Genomic DNA, 16,247 nt, shown 5'->3' on the forward strand with positions numbered 1-16,247 from the left:
TCTCAGCGGCACTTTGCCATGCTGCCTGACACTTGATTGTCATGCTATGTCCGCCTAATGGCGCTTCGCTTGGCCGAACTCCCCGTAGCTTTCCAGACCTAAATAACTCCAACAACCGTGAATTTAGGCTTGGAAATCGCTATGGCTGACGAACAGAAAACACTCACAACCCGTCAGGGGCACCCTGTCAGTAACAACCAGAGCCTGCGCAGCGTAGGCGAGCGCGGCCCGGCTACGCTGGAAAACTATCAGTTCATCGAAAAGATTACCCATTTCGACCGCGAGCGCATCCCGGAGCGCGTCGTGCATGCCCGTGGTACGGCGGCGCATGGTTATTTCGAACCCTATGGCAAGATCGGCGACGAGCCTGCCAGCAAATACACCCGAGCCAAGGTGCTCACCAAGACCGGTGTTCAGACGCCTATCTTCCTGCGCTTCTCCACCGTGATCGGTGGCAAGGAATCGCCCGAGACAGCTCAGGACCCCCGTGGCTTCGCCATCAAGTTCTACACTGAAGACGGTAACTGGGATCTGGTCGGTAACAACCTCAAGGTCTTCTTTATCCGTGATGCGATCAAGTTTCCGGACATGATCCACGCGTTCAAGCCGGACCCTGTCAGCAACCGTCAGGAGCCCTGGCGCTTCTATGACTTTGTGCAGCATCATCCTGAAGCGCTGCACATGGTGACTTGGGTCAAGAGCCCCTGGGGTCGCCCGGCTACCTACCGCAACATGCAGGGCTCCAGCGTAAACACCTACAAACTGGTGAATGACAAGGGTGAAGCGGTACTGTGCAAGTTCTCCTTCGAACCCAAGCAGGGTGTGAAGAACCTGACCAGCGAGCAGGCTGCTGAAATCCAGAAAAATGACGTGGGGCATGCCACCCGCGACCTGTACGACGCCATTGAGCGCGGTGAATTTCCCGAGTGGGAAATGTGCGTTCAGGTCATGTCCGAGGATGAGCACCTGAACCTGGACTTTGACCCACTGGATGACACCAAGCGCTGGCCGGAAGACAAGTTTCCGCTGCTGCCGGTAGGCCGAATCGTCCTGAATCGCAATCCGTCCAATGTCTTTGCCGAGACCGAGCAGTCTGCCTTTGGTACTGGCGTGCTGGTAGACGGTATCGACTTCTCCGACGACAAGATGCTGCAGGGCCGGACGCTGTCGTATTCAGATACCCAACGTTATCGCGTAGGCGCCAACTACCTGCAACTCCCGATCAATGCGGCGAAAACCACGGTAGCCACCAACCAACGCGACGGCTTCATGGCCTACAACGTGGATAATGGTGGAGAAAACCCTCATGTGAACTACGAGCCCAGCACCCAGGGCGGTCTGCGTGAAGCACCCAAGCCCAAGAAGGACTACCACCAGTGGGTCGAAGGGCATCTGGGACGTTATCAGACCACCAAGACCGCGGCGGATTACAAGCAGGCCGGGGACCGCTATCGCACCTTCGAGGACTGGGAGCGTGAGGACCTGATCAACAACATCACAGGCGATCTGAAGCAGTGCCCGGAAAACATCCAGCTGCGGATGATCTGGCATTTCTGGCATTGCGATCCGGATTACGGTCAGCGTCTGGCCGACGGTGTGGGTGTTGATATCGAAAAGGCCAAGGCACTGCCTCCGTTGGAAGGCCGTCCGGCACCGGGCCAGGATCTGGACGTGACCCTCTATGACACCGGCGAGCCGGAAGGGGATAGCAAAAGCAATCCCACGCAGGCCAGCGTCATGACTGACAGCGTCAAGTAATTTCCCCAAAGCCCGTTGAGGCCTGGTTTGGCGGCTACGTCGACTCATGAGCGACGTAGCCGCTTTTTTATTCAAGCGGCAGTCCCAGCTCCTTTTCGATTTCCACCTTTGAGATGCCAAAGTGGGTCATCAGAAAAATGATCTGGCTTTCCAGCCCATGTGGCGCATCTTCGGCTTCTAATGTATCCAGTGATTCCATCTCGCCTTCTTCATCCTCCGGCGCCTCGTCCGTACGAATGCTGATGACATCGGGCTGGTTGGCCCCTGACGCATCGCGAACCAGTTCATCCAGAGCCGATTCCCGGATACCGGCCTGACGGGCACGCTCCGCCAGCTCAGCCGCAACGTGCTCGATATGGGTACGTTCCGACAGCCATTGCCGAAAGCTGACGCAGGCCAGCATGGCCTCGGTGCGTTCATCGCAATAGGCCACATAGGCTTCGAAAAGCGGATGTTCGCGGTCACCGTCCAGAACGGCTCCCAGGACATGCTCTTCACTGTTCAATGACTCGATGCTCATGCAGACCTCATCTTCGATTTGAATATGTACCTGTAAACAAGGAGGCTTGAAACAACGCGCAAGTTCAAAGCCTGGATGCAAAGTGCGCAGCATAAGACGGACAGGGTTTCATTCGTCACCGCAAGGTCGGAAAATGGTAATGACTCTTACTTGCTACGGTGAAGAGTTTTGATCCCGCGGAGCCAATGTGGAATAGTGCCCGCTTTTTTCGCCTTACCGTTAATGGCCCTGTGGGCTATCAGGTCACTCATGTTCAAGCGCTCATTTCTGTCTCTCTGTCTGTTTTCCCTGGCGGTTGTTTTCGCCCAGGCGGCTCAAGCCAATCCGATCACGCTCAATGATGGCGAGCACACCCTTACCTTGCCAGAAGCACCCAAGCGTGTCGTAGCGCTGGAGTTTTCCTTTGTCGATGCGCTGGCTTCGATTCATGTCTCGCCGGTGGGTGTTGCCGATGACGGCGATGCCAGCCGCGTCCTGCCTCGCGCTCGGGAAGCCATTGGTGAGTGGACGTCTGTCGGTTTGCGCTCGCAACCCAATATCGAGGTCATTGCCCGGCTGAAGCCGGACCTCATCATTGCGGACGAGAGCCGTCATGCCGGTCTCTATGACGAACTCTCCAGCATTGCTCCTACGCTGCTGCTGCCGTCTCGCGGAGAGAATTACGAAAGCAGTCTTACCTCAGCCGAATTGATCGGCAAGGCGTTGGACCGTTCCGTGGACATGCAGGATCGTATCTCGGCCAATCGCCAGCACCTCAAGGACATTGCGGCGAATATTCCTGCCAACACCCAGGTTCTGTTTGGTGTGGCCCGGGAAGACAGCTTTTCCGTACACGGTCCTGACTCATATGCTGGCAGCGTGCTTAAGACCATTGGCCTGACGGTACCAAGCGTGCGTGCTGGCGCAGCACCGACCGAGTTCGTGAGCCTCGAACAACTCCTGGCGCTAAACCCCGGCTGGCTGCTGGTCGGGCATTATCGCCACCCGAGTCTGGTGGATGCCTGGAGCAAACAGCCGCTGTGGCAGGCCCTGGGTGCGGTACAGGCCGGGCATGTGGCCGATGTGGACGGTAACGTCTGGGCACGCAACCGCGGCATCATGGCGTCCGAGCAGATTGCCGAGGATGCGCTGAAGATCCTGACCGGCAAGGACCAGGAGTGAGCCGTACCCTGGCGCTGTGCTTTGCTTTCGGGGCGATGAGTGCGGTAGGCCTTGGGCTGTTCTGGTTGTCGTTATCGGTCTACTCGCCCTTTGTCATTACCCGGCAGGATGCCTTCCACGGGCTGTTTTCCGGCGGCCAGGGCGGTACGCAGATTGCCTTTGTTGTCGCGCAGCTGCGTGTGCCCCGAGCAATGGCGGCCGCCCTGGTAGGGGCTGCATTGGCCATGGCGGGCGCACTCATGCAGGGTATTACCCGCAATGAGCTGGCATCGCCTTCTCTGTTTGGTGTCACGGCGGGTGCGGCGCTGGGGCTGGCGCTCTTTTCAACCGGATTGGTGGCGCTGCCATTGCCGGGCGGCGCCATGATCATGACCCTGCTGGGCGGTGCGTTTGCCTGGGGGATCGTGTTCAGCCTGGGCAAGGCGTGGTCGGTGGGGGATACCCAGGGCCGTCTGGTACTGGCCGGTGTGATTGTCGCGGCGCTGTGTGCGGCATTGACACGGCTGACCATCATTCTGGTCGAAGATCAGGCGCAGAATGTCCTGAACTGGCTGGCAGGCTCCTTTGCCAACGTTACTTACAGCCAGGTTGGACTGCTGTGGCCTGCCGTGCTGATCGGCAGCGTCCTGGCGCTGGCCTGCGCGCCCCGGCTCAATCTCATCAACCTGGGCGATGACGCGGCCCGCTCGCTGGGTGTTCGGCTTGCCGGGCTGCGGCTGCTGGTCTTTGCGGTCAGCCTGTTGCTGGTAGGCGCGAGCGTCTGTGCTATCGGGCCGATCGGCTTTGTCGGTCTGGTCGCGCCCAACATGGCCCGCTACTGGCTGGGGCACGATTACCGTGTGCTGGTGCCCGCCAGTGCCGCTCTTGGCGCGGTCATCGTTCTGGCCTCCGATATCCTGGCTCGCGCAGTGGCGTTTCCGGCTGAGACGCCGGCTGGTGTAGTGACGGCTCTGGTGGGGGCGCCGTTTTTCCTATGGCTGGCGAGGCGCTCCCGATGAGCCGTCCTGCCGCTAGCCTGATCGCGCTTATTGCCGTATTGCTCGTCGTCTGCCTGGCGAGTCTATGCATCGGCACGCAATGGTTGAGCCCTGTCGAGGCGATCCAGCACGTTATCGCGCATGACGCGCAGGACTTTCTTGTCTGGCGGCATCGTCTGCCGCGAACATTGATCGCTGTGCTGGCCGGAGGAAGCTTTGCCCTGGCAGGCGCGTTGGTGCAGGGCGTGATTCGCAACCCGCTCGCTTCACCCGAGATTCTGGGGGTAACCCAGGGTGCAGGGCTAGCGTTGACCATTGCGCTGATCTATTTTCCTGCGCTTTCGCTTGTCTGGCTACCCGGGGTAGCCTGCCTGGGGGGTGCGCTTGGCGCAGGTGCTCTGGCACTCTACAGTGCCGGGCGATCCTTTTCCGGGGTGCGTTTTGCGTTATCGGGTGTGGCGATTTCACTCACCCTTGGCAGCGTAATCGAGTTTCTGATCCTGTCTCACCCTCTTAACATCAATACCGCCCTGCTGGCCCTGACCGGTAGCCTGTGGAGCCGCACCTGGCACCATGTTGGACTGGCCGTACCGCTGCTGGCAGGGCTGCCCTTGGCGCTTATGCTGGCTAAGCCTCTCAATCTGATTGGGTTGGGCGATGAAGCCGCTTCGGGGCTGGGGGTTCGCCTGGGCCTAGCACGACTCGCCGTGCTGGTACTGGCCGTGATCCTGACGAGTCTGGGCGTGGCGATCATCGGGCCGGTCAGCTTTATCGGTCTGGTCGCACCGCATCTTGCGCGCCGCCTGATCGGTGGCCGTCATCAGTGGCTACTGCCAGCAAGCGCCATTGTAGGCGCCATTCTGCTGGTACTGGCCGATACCTTGGGGCGAGGGCTGATCCCACCGGTTGAGATTCCAGCCGGTATTCTCACGGCCATCATTGGCGCGCCGTATTTTCTATGGCTGCTCACGCGGCTCAAGGGGTGACTCCATGCTCGAAGCAGTCGCATTGACACTGGGATATGGCAGCAAGGCCATTGTCGACATGCTTCACTTCAAGGCACCTGCCGGCCAGGTAACAGCCTTGATCGGCCCCAACGGCTGCGGCAAGTCGACCTTGCTCAAGGCCTTTGCCCGAGTGCTGGCACCCACGCAGGGCGAAATAAGGCTGGGCGGTAGGGCGTATGCCTCTCTGTCTGCGAAGGAGATCGCTCAGCAGGTTGCCTTTCTGCCGCAAGTGTTGCCTGTGCCGGAAGGGGTGACAGTCGAACAGCTGGTGGGCTACGGCCGTAGCCCGCATAACGGCCTTTGGGGGCGTCTGCGCCAGATGGACAAACCCCATGTGGAAGCAGCGCTTGAACGCATGGGGCTTGGCGAGCTGCGTGGTCGGCCGCTGGCGGACCTTTCCGGTGGCCAACGTCAGCGCGCCTGGCTGGCCATGGTACTGGCGCAGGATGCATCCGTGGTTCTGCTGGACGAACCCACAACCTATCTGGATATCTGCCATCAGGTCGAGCTGCTCGAACTGATGCAGTCGCTTGCAGAAGAGGGCAAGACCGTAATTACCGTACTGCACGACCTGAATCAGGCCTGTCGCTATGCTGATCACTTGGCTGTGATGAAACAGGGTGCCCTGCAAGCGCTCGGCTCACCTCACGAGGTTATCAACCCTGCTTTGGTGAAAGAGGTGTTTGGCGTCCGGGTACAGGTCATGAAAGAGCCCTGCGCCGGCACCCCGATGTGCATCATCGAAGGTGTAGCCTAAACAAGGTATCGGCAGATGGGGTCGCCTAGACGGGGTCGTCTGGACAGCGCCCATCAGGTGTGTGATTCCGGTCTGTACTCTAAGCGGTCAGGTTATGAGCCGTCTGCGCATCGGCCAGGATATCCCTGAGCCGTTCGGCAAGCTGCATCAGCCTGACCGGCTTCATAAGTACTACGATCCGGTTGGCCTTATCCAGATCATTGTTGCAGGGATAGCCTGACACGATCATGGCGGGCAGGTGTGGCCGCCGCGCCCGCAACTGATCGATCAGCTCCCGACCATTCATGCCGGGCATGGACAGGTCTGTGACCACCGCATCAGCGGCGTCTCGGGCATCGGCTTCAAGCGCTGCCAGGGCATTGTTCGCGACGGTTACGCGATAACCGCTGGCCTCCAGAAAACCTTCAAACAACATGGCGATTTGCGTGTCGTCATCTACTACCAGAATGTGTTGCATGTATTCCTCAGACTGAACACAAGGCATCAAGGCGTGGAAGAAGGCTTGTCACGCTTGAACACCGCATGGATATGGTCCACCAGCTCGTTACGGCGATAGGGTTTACTCAGAACGTTCATCGAAGCGTCTCTAACGTTCTGGTTGGCCAGCTCATCCATGTATCCCGTGGCAAGCAGGACAGGGAGGTTAGGCAGCCGCTGCCTGACACGTTCTACAAGTACCAGGCCATTCATGCCTCCCGGCATGATCACATCCGTAAATAATAGATCGACCTTTCCATGGCGGTCGAGCAGCTGAAGTGCTTCCTCGCCGCTCTGGGCCGAGAGCACCGTATAACCCAGCGAACTCAAGTAATCCTCAGTTACCCGACGTACATCTTCACTGTCCTCTACAAGCAGAATGGTGCCCGACTCTGAAGGCTGTGTTGAGGCGCGAAACGGCTGCTGGTGGGAAGAAAAAGCCTGCTCCTGCGTAATCGGGAAAATCATGCGTACGGCCGTCCCCTTGCCCTGTTCGCTTTCGATTTCCAGGCGTCCATTGGATTGCTGAACGAAACCGTGAACCATGGCCAGCCCCAATCCGGTGCCTGGCGCCTTGGTCGTGAAGAAAGGCTCTGTTGCACGGCGAATCACTTCGGGGGACATGCCTTCGCCTTCATCGATGACACAAATCACCACATACCCACCCGGAGGCAGGTGGTGCACATCAATGCGCTCACGGTTGGTTATCGTGGCTGTTCCAATCGTCACCTTGCCGCCCTTGGGCATGGCATCGCGTGCGTTGATGAGCACATTGAGCAGGGCCATCTCCATATGCGTTGGGTCGATCGTGCAATAAGGCAGGCCTGGTTTGAAGTCCAGGCGCAGATCGATTCGCTCGCCCAACGCCCGCACCAGCATTTCGCTGAAATCGACGATCAGGGCGTTCAGGTTAAGGCGTTTGGGTTCGAGCCGTTGTTTGCGAGCAAAGGCCAGCAGCTGTTGCGTCAGCTTGCCGCCCCGTTCGGCCGCTTGTTGTGCGTTCTCAATGGCCTGAGAGAGGATCGGATGGGTATGTGCGTACTGACCCGCCAGTTCGAGGTTGCCCGTAATGACTTGTAGAAGATTATTGAAGTCATGGGCCAGCCCCGCGGTGAGTTGCCCGATAGCCTCCATCTTCTGTGCCTGCCGAAACGAGTTTTCGGTGAGCCGGCGCTGGGTAATATCCATCTGCGAGGCAAACCAGTAGAGCAGCTTGCCGTTCTGATCCGACACCGGTCCCATGAACAGCGCATTCCAGAAAGGCGTTCCGTCAGCTTTGTAGTTGAGAATGTCTACAGCCACTGCGCGATGTTCACTCAAGGCAGTGCGGATTTCGGCAACCGTAGTCTGGTCGGTCTGCTCGCCTTGAAGGAGGCGACAATTGCGACCCAGGATGTCTTTTTCAGTATATTGCGTCAGGTCCATAAACGCCTTGTTGGCGAATACGATGGGCGTATCAGGCTGATTGGGATCGCAGACGACCATCGGCATGCGGGTCATCTGCACCGCGGCAAAAAAGATATTGTTACGTTCATCAAGGCCTGTGTGGGTAACGTAACCTGCCTGCCAATGGTTTTCGCCGGGATTGCCCAAGGGGTTATAGGCATTGCCTTCCAGTTCGCCGGACGCCGGTACGCCTGCGCTTTGGCCGTCGCCTTCAACCTTAATCGCCTGTTCACGTTCGAAATCGCTTTTGCCCAGGACCATGCTCGCTTCCCATATGAAATACAAACCCGTCGGAGAAAGGCAGAACGGCATTCCTGGCTATTGTCATGATAGGGTCTGTCGCTGTCCTGACGTCGATGCCTTAGCTACTCTTAAATGGACTTTAAGCGGCTCGATTGGGTTTCATGCCTTACCCTTCCGTTGATCACATTAGGGCTTCTGGAATCATGCCGTATTTATCGCTGTGCTTTTGGGCGAGCCGGGCTTCAGCGCTGCGGCGGCGAGACCTGTCGGTTATTCTGGGAGTCCTCATCGCCTCGGTTGAATATGCTCAGGCATTCGAGCGTAAACCGATGCAGGTGGGCATTCATACGGTCACGGTCGAGGTTGCCGATACCGCTAGTAAGCGTGAGCAGGGGCTCATGCACCGGCATCAGTTGCCAGAAATGCATGGCATGCTGTTTGTGTTCGATGAACCCAAGAAAGTGTGCTTCTGGATGCACGATACGATACTGCCGCTCTCGATTGCCTTTCTCGATGCGCGAGGCCGTATCGTCGATATTCAGGATATGGAGCCGTTAAGCGAGGACTTGCACTGTGCGCCGTCCGAGGTCACGCATGCGCTGGAAATGAACAAGGGATGGTTCAGGCGGCAGGGCGTCAAGACAGGCGATCAGGTACAGGGTTTATAGCGTCTGGCTAGCGTCAGACGCCTAAAGGTTCCTGCAACGCGTTGGCGGTCCCTCATGCTGGGCGTGGAGCACGCCGCTCCGACCGCAGGAGCGGCGTCACTGTATCAGCCGAACTGTAGGCCGTAACCCCAAAGCAATACGGTCATCGCCATCAGCAGTTCAAGCACGAGCACGCCAATGGCCAGTGTCGAGCCTGACATGATGAAGCCTTCACGGCGATCGATATTCAGAAAGTTCGGGATACCTACATAGAGCAGGTAGGCGGTGTAGCAGAGCCCGGCAATCCCGGCCAACGCACACAGCCAGACCAGCGGGTAAAGCGCAACAAGGCCGCTTAAAAACATAGGTGTGGCGATGTAACCTGCAAAGACTACGCAGCGTTCCTTACTGGGCCGGTCAGGATAGCGCCGTGCCAGCCAGTGAATCACACTGCCCATCACGTAAACGGCACCCAGCATCAAGGCATAGGACATTACCCCTATCGTGAAGGCTGTCCAGGGTGACAGGCGAAGAAGATGATTACCGCCAAAGCTCCAACCCAGTTGGGTCGTGCCAATAAAGGCGCAGACTGCTGGAATCGCAGCCAACCAGAGGATGTGATGCGCATACGCATGGGAAACCGACTCCCTCTCGTTATCGATCTGCTTCCATTCACGATCGGGATGGGCCAGAAGGCCCCAAACGTGATTGATCATGACACACCTCACTTTCGCCGAAGGACGCAATCGGCGAAACGTTGTAGGTCCTCCGCAGCAGGCCGCTGCAAGAGGTGCGGCCTGTTTTCAGTATAGAAAGTCAAAATGCTTGGTCAGGTCATTGCTATGAGCATTTGGTCATAAGTAACAAACCTTAAAGATCAATCCGAAATGAAGAGATCGGCTACCTGCTTACTGACCGATGAATGGTCTACCTGAGCTGGGCTGGGCACCATAGAGCCGATAGATGGTAAGGCCTGATGTCAGGTCGCTATCAGGAAGTTTGATTTGCCTCTCACTTTGAAAGTGTGCGCTGGAACTCAACCTCCTCGCTCTGGATCATAGGCCGATCCCGCCATGCAATCGGCGACCCTTCGCCCGCCCAATCAAGCGTGGGCACAGACCTTACCGAGTGACGGATCACAGCATGCGCTATTTGTGTTCAGCTTTATTGACTTCATGGCTGCTGGCCTCGCCCACGTGGGCCATGGCAGAGCAAAGCAAGGAAACCTCCCTGATCAGCAAGGCTGATCAAACGAGCCTCACGGAAAAGCCACGTGCCAAGCGTAAGGGCGGTGTTCGTCTCCTGACATTGAAAACCAAAGCAGGCAAAGCGCTGGAAGTCCGCAATGATATGGACGTACCCGTAACGGTGACGGTGCGCTTGAGCCGTACTGTCAATGTAGGCGGGGTTGGTAATGGCGTGATTCGCCAGACGGTCCCAGCCAATAGTCAGCTTCGTGTGGCCACGCTACAGAAACGTCAGCAGGGCTTCCCGATGCACTATGACCAGGCGTTCAGCTTTTCTCCTCATTTCGCACCAGGCAGTGGCGGCGGGCTGGGCAACCCTAACAGTTTGGCCAGTATTACGGCTGGCTACGCCTATTCCTTGCCCTGGCAGGGCGGTCCGTTCTTCATCAGCCAGGGCGCGAACGGTGACTTCAGCCACCATACGCCCAAAGGCCGTTATGCCGTGGATGTCGCCATGCCTGAAGGCACGCCCGTCGTAGCGGCGCGTAGCGGTACTGTCATCGAGATCCAGAATCGCCAGTTCGGGCATGGACCGAGTCCGTCAGGCAACTTTGTTCGTATCCAGCATGATGATGGTACGCAGAGTGCCTATCTGCATCTCAAGCGTGGCTCGGTTGTCGTAAGGGAAGGACAGAAGGTTACGACAGGCACACCCCTGGCGCAGTCGGGCAATACCGGACGCAGTACCGGGCCGCACCTGCATTTCGTGGTTCAGCAGGGCGAGGGGGATGCGCTGGTGTCCATTCCTTTCCGCTTCGCCAGACCTGTAGGCGAGTTGCCCAACTTCGCGCTGGGCGGGCAGTAAACATCGCATGGCGGGGCCCGCTTGCCCCGCCTGCCTATCAGCGTGAAACGATCAGACGCACGCCCAGCGCGACGAAAATGCCGCCTGCGACTCGATCGAGCCATAGCCCAATACGGGGCTTTCGCTGCAGCCATTGCCCGGCTGCGCCCGAGAAGTACCCCAACAGACCAAACAGCACCGCCGCCTGAAGTGTGAACAGTACGCCCAACTGCAGGATTTGCAGACTGGCATGACCCTGTTCGGCAATCACGAACTGCGGCAAAAAGGACAGGAAGAACAGCACGACTTTTGGATTGATCGCATTGGCGAACAGACCTTTGAAGAACAGCTTGCTCAGCGACTCATCAATCTGAACATCATTATTGATACGCGTCTGCCCGGTACTACGCAGCGCCTGGATACCAAGCCATATCAGGTAGAGCCCGCCGGCAATCTTGAGGGCAGTGAAGGCCGTGGCCGAGGCGGCAATCAGTGCACTGACGCCTAGAGCGGCCAAGGCGGTGTGCGCCAGACAGCCGAGTGCGCAGCCAAAGCCAAATACCATGCCGCGCAGGCGCCCTTTGGAGACGCCAATACCTAGAACCATCAAATTGTCTGGACCGGGCGAGGCGGTGATCAAAAGGGCTAAGGCCAGAAAGCTTAAGAATTGCTCAGGTGAGAGCATGTGAACCATCCCTTCTCGTAATGGGGAGCAAGAGATAGTGCAGGGAGGGCGGTACAACGTAAAGGGGGTAGAAGTACCACGCCTCGCTCAAGGTCCTTGAGAGACACCCATAAGCGAGGCGTGGCGTGCTGTTGCGCTACATCAACCGAACCGTCCGGTGATGTAGTCTTCGGTCTGCTTTTGCTTAGGCTTGGTAAAGATCAGGTCTGTCGACCCCACTTCGATCAATTCACCCAGGTACATGAACGCAGTGATATCCGAGCAGCGGGCGGCCTGTTGCATGTTGTGGGTCACGATCACAACAGTGAATTGCTCTTTCAGGTCCGTGATCAGCTGTTCAATCTTCATGGTGGAGATCGGGTCGAGCGCTGACGTGGGTTCGTCCAGTAGCAGTACGCGGGGACGCAGGGCAATGGTCCGGGCGATACACAGGCGCTGCTGCTGACCACCGGAAAGACCCAAGGCGCTCTGCTGGAGCTTGTCCTTCACCTCATCCCACAATGCCGCGCCGCGAAGGGCCTGTTCCACGCGATCGTTCATTTCAACGCGGGACAGTTTCTCGTGATGACGAATGCCATAGGCCACGTTGTCGAAGATCGACATCGGGAAGGGCACCGGCTTTTGGAATACCATGCCCACGGTGCTGCGCAGGCGGCTCAGCGAATACTTGGGATCGAGGATGTTTTCCCCATCGAGCAGAATCTCGCCGGTAGCCTTCTGATTGGGATATTCGGCGTAGATGCGGTTGAAGATACGCAGAAGCGTGGACTTGCCGCAGCCGGATGGGCCAATGATCGCGGTGATCTTGTTGGCCGGGATATCCAGATTGATAGATTTCAGCGCGATATGGTTCTTGTACTGGAACCCAACGTTGCGCGCGCAGATTTCTGGCATATGCGTCTGAAGATTGCTCATTGGGCACCTTTATTACGGGAGAAAACGAAACGGGATAGAAGGCTCAGGACCAGGACAAAGATAGTCAGCAACAGCGCACCTGCCCATGCCAGGGCCTGCCAGCTTTCGAACGGGCTCATGGCGAACTGGAAGATGGTGACCGGCACACTGGCCATCGGCTTGAGCAGGTCGGAGTTCCAGAACTGGTTGCCAAAGGCGGTAAACAACAGCGGCGCTGTTTCACCGGTGATACGCGCCATGGACAGTAGAACGCCTGTTACTACGCCAGCCTTGGCTGCGCGTAGCAGGATCTCAATCGTGACTTTCCACTGCGGGATACCCAACGCCAGGGCCGCCTCACGGAGAGAGGCAGGCTGCAGCTGAAGCATTTCGTCCGTGGTCCGGGTCACCACTGGAATCACCAGCATGGCCAGCGCAAGTCCACCGGCAAAGCCCGAAAAGCTGATCGAGCCGTTGGTGAACTGGTTCATCGGGATCACGACGGCGGTGTAGACGAACAGACCAATCACGATGGACGGGGCAGACAACAGGATATCGTTCACGAAACGAATCACCGTGCCCAGCCTGGAGCTGCGGGCGAACTCGGCCAGCCATAGTCCGGCCAGAATGCCGATGGGCGCACCGATTGCCAAGGCAAGCAGGCTGATCAGCACGCTGCCATACAAGGCATTGGCCAAGCCCCCTTCGGCGCCGGGCGGTGGCGTCATCTCGGTAAAGAGCGTCAGGCTCAGCGCACTACCACCCTTGATCAGGGTAGTGGCCAGAATCCAGACCAGCCAGCCAAGGCCGATGATCGCCGCCGCGCTGCTGAGCGTCATGGCGATGGCGTTCTTGATCTTGCGGGCGCGATAGAGGTTTTCGTTGACAGCCATCAATTACCTGCCCGACGCGACATACGCGCCAACATGAGACGGGCCAGCATCAGCACGATGAACGTGACGACGAACAGCAAAAAGCCCAAAGCGATTAGCGAGGAGCGGTGCAGATCCGTGTAGGCCTCGTTGAACTCGTTAGCGATGACCGAAGCAATGGAGCTGCTGGGCATCATCAGCGACAGGGAAAGCTGGTGGGCGTTACCCAATACAAAGGTCACGGCCATGGTTTCTCCAAGCGCCCGTCCCAGGCCCAGGAAGATACCGCCGACGACTGCTGAGCGAGTGTAGGGAAGAACGATATCCCAGCAGACTTCCCATGTCGTCGAGCCCAATGCATAGGCCGATTCTTTCAGCTGTTGTGGAACGGTACGGAAGACTTCGTACATCACCGAGGTGATGAAGGGTAGAATCATGATCGCCAGAATAATGCCGGCGCTCAGCATACCGATACCCAGCGCCGGACCCTGGAACAGGCCGCCGATAACCGGGATAGCGCCTAGATAGTCATTGATCCAGGGCGCCAGATACTCAGCCATGAACGGGCCGAATACGAACAGGCCCCACATGCCGTAGATGATCGAGGGAATACCCGCAAGCAGTTCAACCGCGGACGCAACCGGCGTACGCAGCCATGGTGGTGCGATCTCGCTCAGAAACAGCGCGATACCAAAACTGACCGGTACGGCCAGAATCAGCGCAATCAGAGAGGTAACCAGTGTGCCGTAGATAGGCACCAGGGCGCCGAAGCGTCCGTTGACCACGTCCCACTCGCTGCTGGTCAAGAAGGACCAGCCAAAGGTGGTAAAGGCCAGGCGACCACCCCAGAGTGTGGATACCGCTGCGCCAAGCATGACGAACAGGACAAGCAGTGCAGCGGTCAGCAGGGTAATACGGAACCAGCGGTCATGGCGCGTATCGCGTCTGGCACGCTGCTCTCGTTGTTCCCGGGTGGCGGTCGTATAGGGTATAGCGGGCATTTTTCAGGATCCTTCAGCAGTGCACCCCGCCTCGACGATCGAGGCAGGGTGCACGGGGAGGGGCAGTGGGGAATCAGCTCTTGAAGTCAGATGCCCAATACGCCTCGATCTTCTTGACCAGGGAGTCCGGCAGCGGAACGTAGTCCAGTGCAGCGGCATCCTTCTGGCCGTTTTCCAGGGACCACTTGAAGAAATCGAAGGCGACCTTGCTACGCTCGGCGTTCTTCGGTTCCTTGTACATGATCACCCACGTCGTGGCAGTGATTGGCCACGCGTCAGCACCTGGCGCGTTGGTCATCAGCAGGTTGAAGTCCTTGGAGGCGCCCCAGTCTGCAGTATCAGCAGCGGCCTGGAAGCTCTTCGCGTTCGGCTCAACAAAGGTGCCTGCCGCGTTTTTCAGCTGAGCATGGGACATCTTGTTTTGCAGGGCATAGGCGTATTCCACGTAACCAATGGAGTTCTTGATCTGCTTGATGTAGGCAGAAACCCCTTCGTTACCCTTGCCACCTACACCGGTCGGCCAGTTGATGGTGGTGCCGAAATTGACCTTTTCCTTCCACTCAGGGCTAACCTTAGCCAGGTAGTTGGTAAAGTTGTAGGAGGTGCCCGAGCCGTCGGAGCGGTGTACAACGGTAATGTTGGCCGAAGGCAGCTTCAGGCCCGGGTTCAGCGCGGCGATGGCCGGGTCGTTCCAGGTCTTGATGGTACCCATGAAAATCTTGGCCAGGGTTTCGCCGTCCAGCTTCAGCTGACCGGGTGCAATGCCTTCCACGTTGACGACCGGTACGATACCGCCGATCACGCTGGGGAACTGACCCAGACCTGACTTTTGCAGATCGTCGGTGCTCAGCGGGGCATCGGAGGCACCGAAATCAACCGTGCCCGCCTTGATCTGGGCAATACCGCCGCCCGAACCAATGGACTGGTAGTTGATACGGTTTTGGGTTTTCTGGCTGTAAGCCTGAGACCACTTCGACAGTACCGGATAGACGAAGCTGGAACCGGCGCCTGTAACGTCTGTTGCATGAGCGACCGTGCTCAGGCAGAGAGCAGACAGAAGAGCGGCAAGACGGAAAGTGCGAGTGGCGTACACGATGCCTCCTAGGCATGTCTGGCTGTTAAGTGAGGCAGAAGCTAGTTTGTGTACGTGAAATTAAAGCGACAAATATGTTACAGAATTATGAACAAGCGGCACTGAGCCATCAGGAGATTGTATCCAGGCGTGTTTTTTAGCTTTTAAATTGTCTTGATCCCCCTGAAAACAAAGGGTTCCGGAGGATATGGAAGGTTTATCCGAAATTTTTTGTCTATTTGTGCAAACCGACCGTGTAGGTGCTGTCACGGTCGGTTTTAAGACAGGTTATTACGTGAGTCAGCCTGGAAGGCTTAACGCGGTGATTCGGCATTACCTTCTTTCTGAGGGTCTTTTTCAGCTTCCTCAAGGCGCGCGGCATGATCGGCTTCTGCCGCGGCGGCACGCTCGGCATCGGCTGCCTGCTGATTACCGGCGGCTTCATGCTCCTTGGCCTTTTGCGCGTGTTCAGCAGCCTCCTTGCGGTGGTCCTCAGGCTGGTCATCACACCCGCCGAGTCCTGTCAGGGCCAAGGCTGTAAACAGGATGGCTAACCATTGGCGCATGGTGTACTCCCCCTTCTCATAATGATGTGGCTTGGAAGACAGCCGCTTTACGTTAGTTCCAGCGAGGGCCACGCAAGCGGCTGTCTGCGGTGGTTGAGCCTGAAAACTGAGAACTACGGCAATGCTTGAGCAG

17 protein-coding genes are annotated in these 16,247 nt (G+C 57.8%); 7 read left to right on the plus strand and 10 right to left on the minus strand.

The window, feature by feature from the left end; genetic code table 11:
- The first annotated feature begins 141 nt into the window (after positions 1 to 141).
- Positions 142 to 1,758, plus strand: a complete 1,617-nt coding sequence (locus JQR86_RS02835) for a catalase (protein ID WP_404627036.1) — start codon at positions 142 to 144, stop codon at positions 1,756 to 1,758.
- A gap of 67 nt (positions 1,759 to 1,825) precedes the next feature.
- On the opposite strand, the gene JQR86_RS02840 is transcribed toward JQR86_RS02835, so the two are convergent.
- The gene (locus JQR86_RS02840; protein WP_010795799.1) at positions 1,826 to 2,278 is read right to left on the minus strand and encodes a hypothetical protein; all 453 of its coding nucleotides are present in this window, start codon (positions 2,276 to 2,278) and stop codon (positions 1,826 to 1,828) included.
- A gap of 249 nt (positions 2,279 to 2,527) precedes the next feature.
- Between JQR86_RS02840 and JQR86_RS02845 the strand changes: the two genes are divergently transcribed.
- From JQR86_RS02845 to fecE, 4 genes are read left to right on the plus strand one after another with little or no spacing between them, the layout of a single operon-like run.
- Positions 2,528 to 3,439 carry a Fe(3+) dicitrate ABC transporter substrate-binding protein gene (locus JQR86_RS02845; protein WP_150346599.1) on the plus strand — a complete coding sequence of 304 codons (912 nt, stop codon included), beginning with the start codon at positions 2,528 to 2,530 and terminating at the stop codon, positions 3,437 to 3,439.
- Positions 3,440 to 3,474: 35 nt separating this feature from the next.
- On the plus strand, positions 3,475 to 4,437 hold the full coding sequence (gene fecC, locus JQR86_RS02850; RefSeq protein ID WP_150348571.1) for an iron-dicitrate ABC transporter permease FecC: 963 nt from the start codon (positions 3,475 to 3,477) through the stop codon (positions 4,435 to 4,437).
- Complete coding sequence (locus JQR86_RS02855; RefSeq protein ID WP_434154292.1) at positions 4,434 to 5,402, plus strand: iron chelate uptake ABC transporter family permease subunit; 969 nt, start codon at positions 4,434 to 4,436, stop codon at positions 5,400 to 5,402. The genes fecC and JQR86_RS02855 overlap by 4 nt, the downstream gene beginning before the upstream one ends.
- A gap of 4 nt (positions 5,403 to 5,406) precedes the next feature.
- On the plus strand, positions 5,407 to 6,180 hold the full coding sequence (gene fecE / locus JQR86_RS02860) for a Fe(3+) dicitrate ABC transporter ATP-binding protein FecE (RefSeq protein WP_434154293.1): 774 nt from the start codon (positions 5,407 to 5,409) through the stop codon (positions 6,178 to 6,180).
- 79 nt (positions 6,181 to 6,259) lie between these two features.
- Here the strand turns inward: fecE and JQR86_RS02865 are convergent, their stop codons facing one another.
- Positions 6,260 to 6,637: a response regulator gene (locus JQR86_RS02865; protein WP_219651050.1), complete on the minus strand. Its 378-nt coding sequence runs from the start codon at positions 6,635 to 6,637 to the stop codon at positions 6,260 to 6,262.
- A 26-nt stretch (positions 6,638 to 6,663) separates the two neighbouring features.
- Positions 6,664 to 8,364: a histidine kinase famiy protein gene (locus tag JQR86_RS02870; RefSeq protein WP_434154294.1), complete on the minus strand. Its 1,701-nt coding sequence runs from the start codon at positions 8,362 to 8,364 to the stop codon at positions 6,664 to 6,666.
- A gap of 185 nt (positions 8,365 to 8,549) precedes the next feature.
- Between JQR86_RS02870 and JQR86_RS02875 the strand changes: the two genes are divergently transcribed.
- Positions 8,550 to 9,014 carry a DUF192 domain-containing protein gene (locus JQR86_RS02875; protein WP_434154295.1) on the plus strand — a complete coding sequence of 155 codons (465 nt, stop codon included), beginning with the start codon at positions 8,550 to 8,552 and terminating at the stop codon, positions 9,012 to 9,014.
- A 104-nt stretch (positions 9,015 to 9,118) separates the two neighbouring features.
- Here JQR86_RS02875 and JQR86_RS02880 read toward each other — a convergent pair whose 3' ends face one another.
- Positions 9,119 to 9,709, minus strand: coding sequence for a Yip1 family protein (locus JQR86_RS02880; protein WP_010795791.1), 591 nt, complete (start codon positions 9,707 to 9,709; stop codon positions 9,119 to 9,121).
- Between the two features lie 427 nt (positions 9,710 to 10,136).
- On the opposite strand from JQR86_RS02880, the gene JQR86_RS02885 reads away from it, so the two are divergent.
- Positions 10,137 to 11,045 (plus strand): M23 family metallopeptidase, encoded by a 909-nt coding sequence (locus JQR86_RS02885; RefSeq protein ID WP_434154296.1) that lies wholly within the window; start codon positions 10,137 to 10,139, stop codon positions 11,043 to 11,045.
- 37 nt (positions 11,046 to 11,082) lie between these two features.
- Here the strand turns inward: JQR86_RS02885 and JQR86_RS02890 are convergent, their stop codons facing one another.
- From JQR86_RS02890 to JQR86_RS02915, 6 genes are all read right to left on the minus strand, one after another.
- Positions 11,083 to 11,709, minus strand: a complete 627-nt coding sequence (locus tag JQR86_RS02890) for a LysE family translocator (RefSeq protein WP_037030507.1) — start codon at positions 11,707 to 11,709, stop codon at positions 11,083 to 11,085.
- A 141-nt stretch (positions 11,710 to 11,850) separates the two neighbouring features.
- Entirely contained in the window at positions 11,851 to 12,603 is a 753-nt protein-coding gene (pstB, locus tag JQR86_RS02895) for a phosphate ABC transporter ATP-binding protein PstB (RefSeq protein ID WP_230382260.1), read from the minus strand.
- Between the two features lie 17 nt (positions 12,604 to 12,620).
- Positions 12,621 to 13,496: a phosphate ABC transporter permease PstA gene (gene pstA / locus JQR86_RS02900; RefSeq protein WP_434134963.1), complete on the minus strand. Its 876-nt coding sequence runs from the start codon at positions 13,494 to 13,496 to the stop codon at positions 12,621 to 12,623.
- On the minus strand, positions 13,496 to 14,476 hold the full coding sequence (gene pstC / locus JQR86_RS02905; protein WP_074822064.1) for a phosphate ABC transporter permease subunit PstC: 981 nt from the start codon (positions 14,474 to 14,476) through the stop codon (positions 13,496 to 13,498). Before pstC ends, pstA begins: the two co-directional genes overlap by 1 nt.
- A gap of 73 nt (positions 14,477 to 14,549) precedes the next feature.
- Entirely contained in the window at positions 14,550 to 15,569 is a 1,020-nt protein-coding gene (pstS, locus tag JQR86_RS02910) for a phosphate ABC transporter substrate-binding protein PstS (protein WP_288658348.1), read from the minus strand.
- A gap of 293 nt (positions 15,570 to 15,862) precedes the next feature.
- Positions 15,863 to 16,114, minus strand: coding sequence for a hypothetical protein (locus JQR86_RS02915; protein WP_010795784.1), 252 nt, complete (start codon positions 16,112 to 16,114; stop codon positions 15,863 to 15,865).
- Positions 16,115 to 16,247 lie beyond the last annotated feature (133 nt).

Origin of the sequence: Pseudomonas sp. JZ134 (genome assembly GCF_051027695.1) — a bacterium.
Taxonomy (GTDB): domain Bacteria; phylum Pseudomonadota; class Gammaproteobacteria; order Pseudomonadales; family Pseudomonadaceae; genus Chryseomonas; species Chryseomonas luteola.

Excerpts from the sequence above, each read along its gene's own strand:
- JQR86_RS02885 (WP_434154296.1), top strand. The coding sequence starts at position 10,137 with ATGCGCTATTTGTGTTCAGCTTTATTGACTTCATGGCTGCTGGCCTCG.
- JQR86_RS02875 (WP_434154295.1), top strand. The coding sequence starts at position 8,550 with ATGCCGTATTTATCGCTGTGCTTTTGGGCGAGCCGGGCTTCAGCGCTG.
- JQR86_RS02835 (WP_404627036.1), top strand. The coding sequence starts at position 142 with ATGGCTGACGAACAGAAAACACTCACAACCCGTCAGGGGCACCCTGTC.
- JQR86_RS02880 (WP_010795791.1), bottom strand. The coding sequence starts at position 9,709 with ATGATCAATCACGTTTGGGGCCTTCTGGCCCATCCCGATCGTGAATGG.
- fecE (WP_434154293.1), top strand. The coding sequence starts at position 5,407 with ATGCTCGAAGCAGTCGCATTGACACTGGGATATGGCAGCAAGGCCATT.
- pstA (WP_434134963.1), bottom strand. The coding sequence starts at position 13,496 with ATGGCTGTCAACGAAAACCTCTATCGCGCCCGCAAGATCAAGAACGCC.
- JQR86_RS02855 (WP_434154292.1), top strand. The coding sequence starts at position 4,434 with ATGAGCCGTCCTGCCGCTAGCCTGATCGCGCTTATTGCCGTATTGCTC.
- JQR86_RS02845 (WP_150346599.1), top strand. The coding sequence starts at position 2,528 with ATGTTCAAGCGCTCATTTCTGTCTCTCTGTCTGTTTTCCCTGGCGGTT.
- JQR86_RS02890 (WP_037030507.1), bottom strand. The coding sequence starts at position 11,709 with ATGCTCTCACCTGAGCAATTCTTAAGCTTTCTGGCCTTAGCCCTTTTG.
- pstC (WP_074822064.1), bottom strand. The coding sequence starts at position 14,476 with ATGCCCGCTATACCCTATACGACCGCCACCCGGGAACAACGAGAGCAG.
- JQR86_RS02915 (WP_010795784.1), bottom strand. The coding sequence starts at position 16,114 with ATGCGCCAATGGTTAGCCATCCTGTTTACAGCCTTGGCCCTGACAGGA.
- JQR86_RS02840 (WP_010795799.1), bottom strand. The coding sequence starts at position 2,278 with ATGAGCATCGAGTCATTGAACAGTGAAGAGCATGTCCTGGGAGCCGTT.
- pstB (WP_230382260.1), bottom strand. The coding sequence starts at position 12,603 with ATGCCAGAAATCTGCGCGCGCAACGTTGGGTTCCAGTACAAGAACCAT.
- JQR86_RS02865 (WP_219651050.1), bottom strand. The coding sequence starts at position 6,637 with ATGCAACACATTCTGGTAGTAGATGACGACACGCAAATCGCCATGTTG.
- fecC (WP_150348571.1), top strand. The coding sequence starts at position 3,475 with ATGAGTGCGGTAGGCCTTGGGCTGTTCTGGTTGTCGTTATCGGTCTAC.
- JQR86_RS02870 (WP_434154294.1), bottom strand. The coding sequence starts at position 8,364 with ATGGTCCTGGGCAAAAGCGATTTCGAACGTGAACAGGCGATTAAGGTT.